The 13345-nt window shown below is 53.5% G+C and carries 7 protein-coding genes; all 7 read left to right on the forward strand.

Annotated elements, in window-relative coordinates; translation table 11 throughout:
- Positions 1–14: 14 nt before the first annotated feature.
- The 7 genes from L6472_RS13150 (at position 15) to L6472_RS13180 (ending at position 13260) form a co-directional block, all read left to right on the forward strand.
- Entirely contained in the window at positions 15–1844 is a 1830-nt protein-coding gene (locus tag L6472_RS13150) for a fimbrillin family protein (RefSeq protein WP_237805846.1), read from the forward strand.
- An 82-nt stretch (positions 1845–1926) separates the two neighbouring features.
- A complete protein-coding gene (locus L6472_RS13155; protein ID WP_237805848.1) occupies positions 1927–3126 on the forward strand; it encodes a fimbrillin family protein in 1200 nt (399 codons plus the stop codon).
- 7 nt (positions 3127–3133) lie between these two features.
- Positions 3134–5809 (forward strand): fimbrillin family protein, encoded by a 2676-nt coding sequence (locus L6472_RS13160; protein ID WP_237805850.1) that lies wholly within the window; start codon positions 3134–3136, stop codon positions 5807–5809.
- Positions 5806–7560, forward strand: a complete 1755-nt coding sequence (locus L6472_RS13165; protein WP_237805852.1) for a hypothetical protein — start codon at positions 5806–5808, stop codon at positions 7558–7560. The genes L6472_RS13160 and L6472_RS13165 overlap by 4 nt, the downstream gene beginning before the upstream one ends.
- Positions 7561–7563: 3 nt before the next feature.
- On the forward strand, positions 7564–10176 hold the full coding sequence (locus L6472_RS13170) for a hypothetical protein (RefSeq protein WP_237805854.1): 2613 nt from the start codon (positions 7564–7566) through the stop codon (positions 10174–10176).
- 55 nt (positions 10177–10231) lie between these two features.
- Complete coding sequence (locus tag L6472_RS13175) at positions 10232–11290, forward strand: fimbrillin family protein (protein ID WP_237805856.1); 1059 nt, start codon at positions 10232–10234, stop codon at positions 11288–11290.
- Complete coding sequence (locus L6472_RS13180; protein WP_237805858.1) at positions 11287–13260, forward strand: fimbrillin family protein; 1974 nt, start codon at positions 11287–11289, stop codon at positions 13258–13260. The genes L6472_RS13175 and L6472_RS13180 overlap by 4 nt, the downstream gene beginning before the upstream one ends.
- Positions 13261–13345: the final 85 nt, after the last annotated feature.

Here is a 13345-nt window from a genome sequence, read left to right on the forward strand (position 1 = left end):
TAAGCTATTAATAAATGACTATCAAGAAATCAATCATACTCGCACTATCAGCACTGACCATGGCAGGATGCACCAACGACGATGATGCTTCGCAGACACAGGAGCGTTTGCCCCTGACGTTCGAGACCTCGTTATCGGGCAACCGCCAAGTGACACGTGCCGTGGGCAATCAGTTTGAAGCTACCGACGAGTTGCTGTGCTATGTGCGCCATATCATCGACGGCGAAACAGACCCTGTGCAGAGCAAGTTGGTGACCATCATCAACAACGAGCCCACCGAGAAATTGTATTGGGATGACTTCAGCGAATCGACTGCCGACGGGGCAAAGGACCTACGTACTCCCGGTCATGGCCTGCAGTCGTTCTATGGCTATTGCTATAATGGCGGCACCCCCTCAATACCACTTGACGAGACAAACGGTGTTCTTGACTGGACCACTGCCGCTGACCAAACCGCTGAGGGCACTGTGAAAGCCAACGACCTGTTATGGTCCGACCGTCAGAGTATGATTACCTATGACCATGTCAAAGATGCTCGTGGCACGTTGACGATTCCGTTTACACACGCCATGAGTAAGTTCACCATCGTCGTGATAGCCGACGAAGGCTTTCAGACCGACGCGCTGGATGCCACCACGGTAACACTGAACCGCATGAACCAGAAAGGTACCTTCACGGCGCCGACATCTTCTGTTGTCACCGAAGGAACGACAACAGTGAAGATGTATGCTCATGCAACATCAACAACGGCAGAGGGGAAACCACTTCGTACCTACGAAGCCATTGTAGTGCCAAAGGCTGACCTCAGCCAAGGACAAGCGTTGGCGACGATTCAAGATGCAGATGGTAATGACTACCAGATCAACATCAACCAAGATATGCTGGCAGGCTGGGCTACTGGCATTGATCATGACTTGAGCATGAGCGGTGTCAACTATAAACTCACCGTGACACTGAACAAGCAAGCCATCAGCCTGGTGGCAACGCTGGCCGACTGGACTGACGTAAGTGCTTCGGCTGTCGGTCAAATCAACTTCACGGCAGACGTGAAGAGCATTGACAAGACCAATGCCGCCAGCCTGAAGAGCGGCGACTCGTTCTCACTATGGCGTTCTATCGACAATACCGACTTTGGTTCGATTGCCACCACGGCAACCTACAACGATGGCAAGTTTGTCAACACGCCGGCTATCTACTGGGCCAACGGCTCTACCAACTACTACTTCCGCGCCTTGGCCCAGAAGACCAGCAGTAACACACTGGATGCCGTCGCCACCACCCATGCGAATCAAGGCACCGACTTGCTTTGGGCAACCACCGCAGCCCACCAAGGAACAGAGGCTGACGGCACCACCATCCATCAATATGACGAAGGCGATGCCATCAATCCCCGCACGGGTAGCGTGCCTCTGATTTTCAAGCATGCCATGAGCAATGTGGCAGTAACACTGACGACCAGCAGCGATGCTTCTGCCGTTGACCTGACAGATGCAAAGGTGACAATAACAAACTTGAAAGACGAGGGTACGGTCAACCTGACAACAGGGGTGGTCACTGCAGGTAGTCATCAGACAGACATTCTCGTGGATGGTGCAACCATCATGGTCCCTCAAGACATCACGGATGCTTCAAGACTGGTCATCACCCTACAGGATGGAACCACCTACTCGCTGCAGATGAACCGTTGTGAGGATGACGCACAACAGGTTGTCGGCAACTGGCAAGGCGGTCATCAGTACACCTATTCCATCACGCTGAAAAAAGAAGAAATCAAGTTCCGCGCTCTGATTCAAGACTGGAGCGAGATGACTGGCAGTGGACACGCCACTCTGGATTGGGACTGAGAAGTGAGAGGTGAGAAAGGAGAAGGGAGAAGGGAGAAGCGTGATTAGTCTTTCCAAGTGAGAAGTGAATAATTAATATAAGGTGAAGAATTGGTTTAAACTATATATATTCGTGGCTCTGCTGATGGGAGCTTGTACTGAGGCTGACATCGACATTGACGATAGCAGACAACAGCAGAAGGAACAGATGCCTGTACTTTTCTCTGTCGGCAGCACGGACGCTGATGTAACACGTGCGGCCGCTTCGGCTTCCTTTATGCCGAAGGATAGCCGCTTTGTGTGTTCGATGTTCTTCCATGCAGGTGCCAACGACGACAACGACACGGAGTTCTACTCTGAGACAAAAGAGCTGATGGAAGATGTCAACATGACAACGACATGGATGAAGATTAACAACACTGTCGGCAACGCCGTCTATTGGAACAGCGCCTACCAAGACGCTGTCAAGACAGACAGCTATGGCTTCGATGAGGCAGCCAAATGCTTCTATTGGCAGAACCGACTGAATCATGTCTTCCTGGCACTTACAGACAATCACCAACTGAACTCAGACAACGGACTGACGGGAACACTGAAGCTGTTTCCCGATGTGACAACACAATACAAAGGTCAGTATATGATGGCCTACGACCTTACCCGCGGCAACAAGACCGCCATGACACAGCAGCCCGATCCCATTCAGGCTGTAGAGACAGCACAGCCATCAGGTGCTACGCCCGAAGCCAACCGCGTAAAACTGTTCTTCAAACATCAGTTCTCACAGATACAAGTCAACCTGAAGAACTCACAAGACGCCTCTGTCACCATCGATCCCACACAGATTATGAGCGTAGAACTGCTGGGTGTGGCCGAGACGGGCTACGTAGCCTACTGCATAGAGCCAGACGGCACTGTCCCTGCCACGACATCTGCACCCATCGTGATTGACGATGCGAAATATGCTGCCACCAAAAAAGACAACCCCTTTGGTTCTTCTTTCAACATGTTCCAACGTTCAACGACAGCAGCCGGCTACCTGAAATCATTCGAAGCTATTGCATTTGGCACCCTGGAAGGCATCCGTATCACATGGAAAGAATCGTCAGACGACGATGCCATCCTGCACGTTGCCACCTTCAAAGGTCTGGATGCCAATCATAAGAATTTGGAGAGCGGCAAGAAATACATCTATAATATGGAGTTGCGTCGAAGCCTGATTGCACAAATCAATGCCGAGATTGCCGAGTGGGAAACAGACAAGAGCATCTATGATGCAGATGCTACCATCCAAAACAACGATTAAGAGACATATGAATATCAACCGCCTATATAGCCTGTCACACATGCTTCTCATGGCAAGTCTTGTCATCTCGCTGACAAGTTGCAGTGAGTGGTTAGACGACATCTTCTCTGACAGTTCAGCCGGGCAAGAGGAAGTGCTGTTTACCACCGCCATACCAAATACCACCACGACCCGTTCTGCGAAGTCCGACTACGAGACGGCCATGGGTGCCTATCAGCCCGTGAACGAAGCCTACGAGTTTACTATTGGCATGTATGCAGCAGATGGCACCCTCATTGGCACCAGCATCTATCAGCCTGTCGCCAACGATGCCATCGGAACACTGACCACGAAGAAAAGCGAAACGCCCTTATATTGGCCCAGCACGACGGAGGCTTATGGCTTTAAAGCAACGGCTGGCACGGAAACACTGTCAGACAACCAGTCGAAGAAGGAAGAATGGCTGGCGCAGGATCGTCTGGAGGGCTTTGGCTACATTCAGAAATGGGAGGGCGATGAAGACAGTGGCACCCCCATTGATCAACTGGATGCCCTTAACTATCACAGCGCCAAGGAGTGGCGAAAGCTCAACAGCGAAGTGAAATTAATGAAAGATGATGATGACTACAAGAAGATACCACTCTATCTGCAGCATCAGCGCTCACTGATCACCATCATCCTGAAAGCCGATGAAGGCGTGAGCAGAAAGGCGCTAAACTTCAACAATGCCGAAAATGACCTCAGCGCAAAGATCTTCTCTTACGATACCGATGTCTTAGAGATTACGCCACTGGCAGGAGAAGAGTTTATCGACTATGATGAAGACAAGAACGGGGCTGCCGAGGCACATGTCAGCACCACACGCTATGATGCTATTGTTGAGCCCCACGACTACAGCGAACAGCCGGCTACCGACCTGATCACCAAGATATCGCTTTCCGGTCAGCACTATTCGTTCTATGCCGGTAATGATTCCGATTTTGAGAACAATAAAGACAGCTATAAACTGGAGGCAGGCAAACACCTCATCATCACTGTAACGCTGAGCCGTAACAGTCGCAAGGTGATGATGACAGCTTATATCGAAGACTGGACCGAAGATGTCACCAACACCATCTGCGATGACTATGGTAATGCTGGCGACCCGATCATGATTGAGAACCGTCAGGAACTGATCGACTTCCTCAGCAGCGAGTCGCAGAACAAGCCTGGCAACATTGCCCTTGTCACCAACGATATCAATCTGGAAGACTGGTCAACAGCCTACGACCTGCGTTGCACACTGAACCTGGGCGGTTGCACATTGTTGAGCAACTACCGTTTCCTGAACGAGATGAACGATGCAGCGAGTCTGCTGAATGGAACGATCCAGATAGGTGCTGTCGTTGATGCTGCGATTGCCACGACCAACGGTGGAACCATTGAAGATGTCAAGGTGACTACGAAGAATGGTAGCGACGTCTATGCCACCGTGGCTGGTGCTGTGGTCCAAAACACAGGCACCATCTCCCGTTGCCGTTCATCCCTGAGGGTGACGGGCACCACCGCAGAGTATGTCGGTGGCATTGCAGCCACATCAACATCGACCGACCGACAGGTAGCCATCATCGACGCATGCATGGTGACCAACCGCGTGAGCGGTGGCTCTTATGGCGGTGGTATCGTAGGTCTGGCCAGCGGCAACATCACCAACAACACCTTTGAATATGGCATCACACTGTTGCAAGACAAGCAGACCCATAAGAATATCGTTGGTGCGAAGGATGCCGATCACAGCTTCACGGCCGCAAACAACGCATGGCCTACCACTGACGAAGACCTTGGCTTAGAGAACACCGCTGGCAACCGCTATGACGGCATCATCGACAGTGGCGACGAACTGAAGGAATCGACCAAATATGCCTATAACAGCGTAGGCAAGCGCTATCGTTTGGCACAGGACTTCACCGTGACAGAGACCACAGGTAATGTGACCTACGAACTGGATGGCAACAATAAGCAGATCTCCACAGAAGCCATGATTTTCAATGCCATCACCGGACAAGTACACGACCTGACCGTCTTCGTATCAAAGAGTCTGGCTACCGTGCCTGACAAAGACAATGCTCTCGATGCCATTGCCCCCTTAGCCTTTGAGCTTCACGGCGAGAGCGCAACCATCGAACACGTGAAGGTCAAGATGGCCGATGGCACCAAGATACAAGCCTCCAACCCTGCCGGCATGGTCGTATGGCTTTGGGGTGGAGCCACCATCAACAACTGTGAGACAAAGGTGAACCTCTTTGCCGATGTGGAAACCGACATCACACAGGGGCGTAAGTTTGCCGGCGGACTGGTGTCAACCGTGTCTCAGGGCACCATCACCCAGTGCATCCTGCACTCTGGCAGCACCTTCGCAGGTACCACCTCGACCATTATCTATTATGGTGGCATCGTCGGTGGCATCGAACTCAAGGAAGGCTCTAATGAAACGCCCGCGCTCACCCTCACCGACTGCACCAGCTTTGCGACGATGGCTAAGGACTCCCACCACGGTGGAATCCTCGGCAATGCCCTGCAGGCAACCGTGCTGGCCACCAAAGACTGTCAAGGCAACTGGTGGTCGTCCGACTGTAATGGCGTAGGCACCTACACAGGCTACAGCATCGAGGCTGCCATCGGCAAGCGCAATGCGTTGACTCCTACGGAGGAGAATGAAGAATGAAGAATGAAGAATTGAGAATGAAAGCAACCTACATATATATATTGATGGCTCTCGCCATGTTGTCGGCTTGTACGCAAGACGAAGACCTTGCCACCGTCGATGACAGCAACATCATCCACGTGGGTGGCGTCAGCACCGAGGGAATGATGACAACCGCAGTGGTGACACGTGCTGCCACATCTGTTCCGGCAGAACAAGAGGATTGGTTGGCAGCCATGCTGAAACAAGGCATGGACATAACCTATCTCACCCAGACAGCCCAGCAGAAAGCGCAACTGAAGTTGCTGACCGACGGCGAAGGAAACATCCTGAAGTCGGATGGCGGTTTCACCGTATATAGTCTGAATGCCTATAACACCGACCAGGAGCTGACAGCCATCCCCGCCAAATGGCTGAACAACGGCGTTCACACCTTCCAGGGTGTCTATGTCCCCGAGGGACTGAAGGACCAACAGGGCACCCAAACCCATGAAGACCTGTCGCACTACACCGCCGTGCCACCGATGGCCGACATCTCTGCCACTGTGGGTCGCATCACCATTCCGCTGCAGCACCGTCTGGCGCGTGTAGAGGCTTATGTGCTGATAGAACCCGGTATGGGTGCCACGCTGAAGGGCTATGACACCGAGAATATTCAGAACAACGAAAACGTAGAGAATACCAAATTGCGCTTCTGCAACGTGAAGACATTGGATTACGTCAACGCACAGGGGCAGCCCGTGTGGAAGACTGAACGCAAAGCCATCCCCCACTTCATGGGTGAAGAAGAGGTGATTCTCTATAAGAACAAATCAACCGGCGAACTGGTCTTCCCGACCGATGAAGGATGGGCCGAGGCCCATGCCGACTATACGGCTAACCGCACCGGCAGTAAGTACACCGCTACAAACTATGGCAAGTGTCCTTACTACGACCTCATCGTGCGCCCCACCTATACCATGCGTACCGAGGGCTCCAATGTCATGTATGATGAAGCAAACCCCACGGCGGCAGAGTCCAACAACATCGACTTTGAACTCACGTTGGACAACGACCTGGAATACGAGAAGTCCTTTTCCTTCGATCTGAATGCCAACGACGAGACGGTGGTCTATTTGCGAGTCAGTCCCGAGCGCATCGACTATAACAGCGCAGGCTCGCGCCTGTGGAAGGAAAGCAGCTATGATGACCACTACTATGGCGTGAACAACCAGAACGGCAACAATCTGTCGGTGGCTGGCTCCAGTTGGCAGCGAGCCTATACCAACAGCACGTTGAACACAGGCGTCACCGACGGTCACCTGTATGATGCCGACAGCGAAGATCCTGAAGCGCAGTATGTCTCTGACGAGAAATGGATAGAGATGTTCTTCCAAGCCTGCGAGGGCGGCCTGCACCATGGCGACTACTTCATTCTGAGCCACGACATTACCATCCCAGCCTCAGCCATCCCGACAGACTTTGTGTTTACCGGTCATCTCGACGGCATGGACCACACCATCACCATCGAAGGCGACTACCTGTTGACTGGCCTGAATGGCACCTACACCACCGCCCAGGAGACCGACAAGAACGCTGCCTGGGAGGCCAACGTCCATCTGGAAGGCCATACCTGGGTTCCCACCGCAGGCTGGCGCTCCGAAGTAGTCAACACCATCATTGCCGGTGGCCGTCTGTTGAAGCAGGATGCCGTCGTAACGGGCTATGTCAACAATTGTAAAGACCTGACGGGCACTGTGACCTACCATCCCGCCACCATTCCAACCTATTAAGCGATGAAGATCAACCATATCATATATCTACTGGCAGCATTTCTGGTGGCTGCCTGTGCCGATGACGATGAGCAACTGCTCACCGAGCAGCAACAGTCAATGATAGGCCATGCTGTCAACTTCAGCACATCGATGGCCGACCCCTTTGTCACGCGAACCACCTACCGACACGACGGCTCATTCAACGAGGGCGACCAGATGCGCATCTTCCGTCAGTATGCCGACGCCACTGGCTCATCCTTTCTTTCCGACGGCGAAATCTTCCGCACCTACTATCAGAAAGTGAACTATGCCGCAGGCACATCTGTTTCGCTCGATGCCGACTGGCTTCCCATGGCAGGCAAGCTGAAGTCCGATGCCCTCGGAAGCACTGCCGTCCAGAGTGCAGGCGACTCGCTGACTTGGGAAAACGGAAAGATTGTCCGTTTCCGTGCTTGGGGGCGCAGCAATCTGGCTGGTGCACTGAATGCCGGTACCAAGGGCAGTTACTATCCCGACTATACCATCTCTGACTGGGTCACCGTGTCGGGTCCCACCAAGAGCATCCCGCTCACCATGCGCCATGTCACCTGTCGCATCGGTCTGACTTGCAAAGCCGGCAATGAGTTTGGCAGTGCCACTATCTGCACAGACTGGCAGGACTATAAGCGTCAGGACAATGCCGACACACAGGCCCATGACGAGGCAGAAAGCAGCAAGACCGACGAACAGGCTCAAGCAGAGCTGGCTCAGGTCATGGCTGTCTATAACAAAATGTGCATGCCTGCCGGTGTTGACGACCAGACTTTCCTGTTGACCACCATGACTCAGGCACTCTACAACGGCACCACGACCGACTTCAAGAACTTAGAGAAATACACCGAGGCCGACGGTATCGTGAAGATTGGCACCAAGAGTGCCGAAGCGATTGCCGACGAGGTGCAGCACCCCGTGTTCAATGGCAACGACGGTCGCTTGTATATGATGTCCATCCCCATGGACATGAGCAGCACCAATGCCGGCCAGGAGCTGGTATTGCCTGCCTGCACCCGTTTCAAGGTGTGGCTCTACGATGTGAACGATGGCGACCGCCCGACCACAACGGGGCATACGGGCAGCGAGAGCAACTACCACATCTTTGCCCTCAGCGACATTAAGAATAGCAAGGGAGAAGCCATCTTTGCCAACGGTCTGACGCTAAAGGCAGGCTATAGCTACCTGTTCAGCGTAGGCTATCACTACGACAAGCTGACCATTACGCCTGCCGATGCCTTCTCGTGGGACGAGCAGGACCTGGGTACAGACCAAGCTGCTAACGAGGCTGTGGCGCAAGACAACCTCGACTTCAGCTGGTGGACCAGTGCCTATGTCAAGGCAGCCAAAGAGGCTCTTTCCGGTGGTGACTTCCTGCCTGAGTTCAGCATTGCCAACCAAACGCAGTTCATCACCTTTATCAGGCTCGTCAACGGTACTGCTGCCCGCAAGATGACGGGACTGACCCGCGGCGAGGTGCGTGGAACAGACGCCGACGGCTTCGACACCTACTGGTGGATCTCTGACAGCGAGACCGACGAGAACGGACAACCCAAGCAATACACCAAAGAGGAAGCCGAGGCAGAGGGCTATGTCTTCTACCCTCACTTCTATCCGACGGTTTCTACGCAGGTAGCGCATGTGATTGAAGACTATGTGAAGGGACCCATGGATTTCTATGACACAGACTTTGGCAACCGTTATAAGGTGAACCTGACACAAGACCTCGACTTCTTCGACTGGCTACTGCCCAGCATCGGTGAAGACAGTCAAAAGCCTTTCCGCGGCAACTTCCTCGGACATGGTCATACGCTCAGCAACTTATATATGCAGCATGGCTATCTCTTTGACCACGTGATGGATGGTGCCATCAGCAATCTGAAGATTGAGAGCACGCATGCCACCAGTCTGCTCAACAGTGCTGTGGCAAGTGGCACCACGGGCTGGGGCTGCTATATTGCAGGCATCTCGATGCTATGCCCCAGCATGGGCAACGCCATCGCCACCAGTCTGAGTGGTGCCAGCTCGGTGGTGGGCTGCATCCACGTGGGCAACGCCAGCGGAGCACTGGTAGGCTCGGCCAGCGACCTCACCATGCTGGGTTGCATGGAGGCTGCTGCCGGCATCCCGTCAGGCACTGGTGCTTTGTTGGGTAGCTATGGCGCTGGAGCCAAGTCAAACTTCTTTGCGCCTCAGTCGAAGAGCAACCTGACGTGGGGGACGTTCATGTGCAACTACTATGACACTGAGAAATCGCCCAATACCAATGCGGTGGGCAGCACGGCCGATGCCTACATGCCTCAGCAATACATACGCGGCGGCAAGTCGCACATCCTAAAGGCTAAGAACGACTACCTGCTTGGTTCTAGCGAAGACTACAGTAAGCTGAATGCCAACATGAAGCTGGAGATCTATGGATTGGCGCCATGGAAGGCGATGAACTATGCCATCGCAAAGTACAATGCGTCTAAGCTCGGCAAGGATTATCCCTGTCAGATGCAATACAAGGCATCGGAAGTTGGCTACGCTCACCTTTATCCTCTGCTGATAAATGGTGCACCTGCCATGGATGGCAGTGCGAATCCTTTGGTGCAGAACAACTGATGAAGTGAGAAGTGAGAGGTGAGAAGTGTAATTAGATTATGAGATATTGAAGGTTATGATGGAAATATATAAAAGACTTCGTTTCTTCATTTCTTCGTGTTCAGTCATGCTTTTGATGGCTGGCTGCACGGCTGAAGAGGGTGCGGAGGATGCGCTGCAGGGATCCCTGACGATTACAACGGCTGTTGAGAACTTCGAGGGCGAGACGATGACTCGCACTAACTTTGCGGGTGATGCCTTTGAAAATGGCGATAAGATCAAACTGAAGGTGATCTGCCCTTTCTCTGCACACACTGAGTTTGGCGAGACGACCTATGGCAATAGCTTCGATGCTTTCTGGTTGTTGAAATGGGACGCCGACAAGTGGAGCACTCTGACCGCCAAAGATGGCTACGACATCAATGGCGACTACAGTCCATCGGCTTCGCCCGACATCTACGCTCGCTATGAGGCGCAACAGACACCCTATGTCTATACAGCACAGACCTGGAGCGAGGAACAGATCTTTATTGCCGGTAGCGGCACGCGTGTAGAACAGTACAGCAACGTGTTTCATGCCAACCAGACGAAAGCTGCCGACTATAAGGCCTGCGACTTGATGTGGGCACAGACCATCCAGCAGACTGGTGCCTACAATGTGCACCTGAGCTTCAGGCATGTGATGGCTGCCCTGCTGGTCAACATCGATGCCGATGCCAGCCTCAACATCTCCGATGATGCGGTGCTCACCCTCGAAGACATGCCCGACATTGACCAATGCGAGGTGATCGTTGGCGACTACTATGCCGCCCAGAGCAAGGTGAACTCCAACAACTATGGCTATAAGAGCAAGCACACCTGCGAGGTGGCAGACAATGGCAAGGTGATTGGTGTGGCTGTGGTGGACGACAGTCAGGCTAAAGCCTATACCAAGTCGTTGGACAACATCGGGCAGACAACCACCTATACGGCCTATCATGCGGGCAGCAAGACCTACCGACTGATTGTTCCTCCCTGCACGCTGACCAACAAAGCCACCTTCTGGCTGCGCGACGGCGAGAAACGCTATAGCATGCAACTGAGCCAGACCACGTTCGAGGGTGGCAAGCTCTATCACGTAACAATGAAACTATGATGAAAGTATATCAGCTATTCTTCCTCGTTGCCATGATGGGCTTGGCGGCTTGCAGCAATGAGGACGACAACATCATGCCTGCCGATGCCATGGAGATGGTGGGCATCCAGGCAACGATAGACGGCGAACAGCCCAGCCGACGTGCTGCAAGCACTCCGACGACAACGGTGGGACGCACAGAGTTTGTGAGCGACGACCGCATCGTGTTCACCTGTATCAAGCGAACACAATCACCATTAGACGCCTTCACCTACAGCGACATCCGCTATTACTTCACCGACAAGAAGAACTGGAAGCGCACCGAGGGTAACCTGCCAGAGAAGATCTACTGGACCGACGGTTCCTCGCCACACACCTTCATAGGCTATAGTCTGCCCTCACAGGACTTCTACTGGGCGGATGGCGGCGACAACACCTATTCTGGTGAACTCGGCTATCAGCAGACAGAGATTGACTATACCGCCGGCAACGAGGAACTGAAGAAGGAAGACCTGCTGCTGACCCACAACACAAAGACGGTGGCAGAGACCGGCGGCCTGTCAACAAAGGTCACCTTCACACATGCCATGAGCAACGTGCGCGTGGTGGTCAACATCAAGAATTTTGCATCCAGCGCCAGTGCGGTTGACACCAAGGTGAGTGTCAGCGACATGGTGTTGCTCGACCAGCCCGCCAAGTTCAAATGGGGCATTCTCAGCAGTAAGGTGCAGGTGCTCGACTTCAACGATGCGCAGCAAACCACCAAGAATCTTAAGCTCTGGTGCCCCGTGACCGATGGCGAGGGAACAGGACAGAACAAGACCTTCACCTTCTACGGTCTGACCACGCCTCAGAACGAGACCTACCACAGCATCAACGGCAACGAGCGGCCATTGTCCTTCTCGTTTACGGTGACCTACCCCAACCCCATGAACCCCAGCGAGACACTGACGAAGACCTATACCGGCGCCTTCAGTCAACTGGTACACTTCAACCCAGGCATGTGTACGACCATCAACATCTCGCTCAACCACAAGGACGAACAGATCTTCACGGACGTGCAGTACTACGACTGGAACTTCGTGGCAACGCCCGACCTGGGCGAGCTTCGCAAGAAGTCAACGTTTCTCGACATCAACAGCAACGTCACCATCCATACCGATGCACAGGCCACCATCTATGATGCCACATGGCTCTATCAGGACGGCACACTGCTGAGGGACATCTATGGCAACGACGGAACCAAGGCCATGCCCTACCGCATCTCGACGGCATCACAGCTACTGTCGTTTGCCAAGGAAGTCAAGGCCGGCATGACGTTCCAAGACAAGTATATCCGTCTGGATGCCGACATCACCATGCAGTCCAGCTCTGCCAAGACCAACCTGGAGGACACCACCTCCACGCAGTCGGCAGTGAAATGGATAGGCATTGGCACCGCCGACCATCCCTTCGAAGGGACATTCCTGGGGGGCGACCGCTTCATCAACCGCCTGTATGATGCACCGCTGTTTGCCTGTCTGGGCAGTCGGGCACGCGTAGAACAACTTCAGATTACCACCATCGGTAGCATTGCGGGGGGCGGCGCACTGGCCGAGACCAACGAGGGCAGCATTGGCGGTTGCAAGGTCATCGACGATGTGGAGACCAACGGTGGTGCGCTGGTGGGCACCAACCATGGCGTCATCTATGCCTGCTATCACACAGGCGACACCAAGGGCACGGCAGGACTGGTCGATACAAACACGGGCAAGGTCGTTGGCTGCTATCAGGCTGGCGAGGTGACAGGTGGCACCGCCTTCAGCATGGTCAACACCAACCACGGCACCATCGCTTGTCCGATGCCCAGCTCGCTCTACGACATTCAGCAGCAGAGCTTCGCCGATCAGCTGAACAACAGCCTGGACGACTGGTATGCTGCGCATGCCGACCAGACGAAGTTCTACTATGTGCACACAGCAGCCAGCTGGCCCACCATTCAGAAGCAATAAGTTTGGTTACACATTATTAGCGTTTGTTAACTTGGGCAGTTCGCCAAAATAGCGTACCTTTGCACGCAGTTTCACCTCCGCCACA

It is taken from the genome of Prevotella sp. E13-17, assembly GCF_022024035.1.
GTDB lineage: Bacteria > Bacteroidota > Bacteroidia > Bacteroidales > Bacteroidaceae > Prevotella.

Excerpts from the sequence above, each read along its gene's own strand:
- L6472_RS13150 (WP_237805846.1), top strand. The coding sequence starts at position 15 with ATGACTATCAAGAAATCAATCATACTCGCACTATCAGCACTGACCATG.
- L6472_RS13160 (WP_237805850.1), top strand. The coding sequence starts at position 3,134 with ATGAATATCAACCGCCTATATAGCCTGTCACACATGCTTCTCATGGCA.
- L6472_RS13165 (WP_237805852.1), top strand. The coding sequence starts at position 5,806 with ATGAAGAATGAAGAATTGAGAATGAAAGCAACCTACATATATATATTG.
- L6472_RS13170 (WP_237805854.1), top strand. The coding sequence starts at position 7,564 with ATGAAGATCAACCATATCATATATCTACTGGCAGCATTTCTGGTGGCT.
- L6472_RS13175 (WP_237805856.1), top strand. The coding sequence starts at position 10,232 with ATGATGGAAATATATAAAAGACTTCGTTTCTTCATTTCTTCGTGTTCA.
- L6472_RS13180 (WP_237805858.1), top strand. The coding sequence starts at position 11,287 with ATGATGAAAGTATATCAGCTATTCTTCCTCGTTGCCATGATGGGCTTG.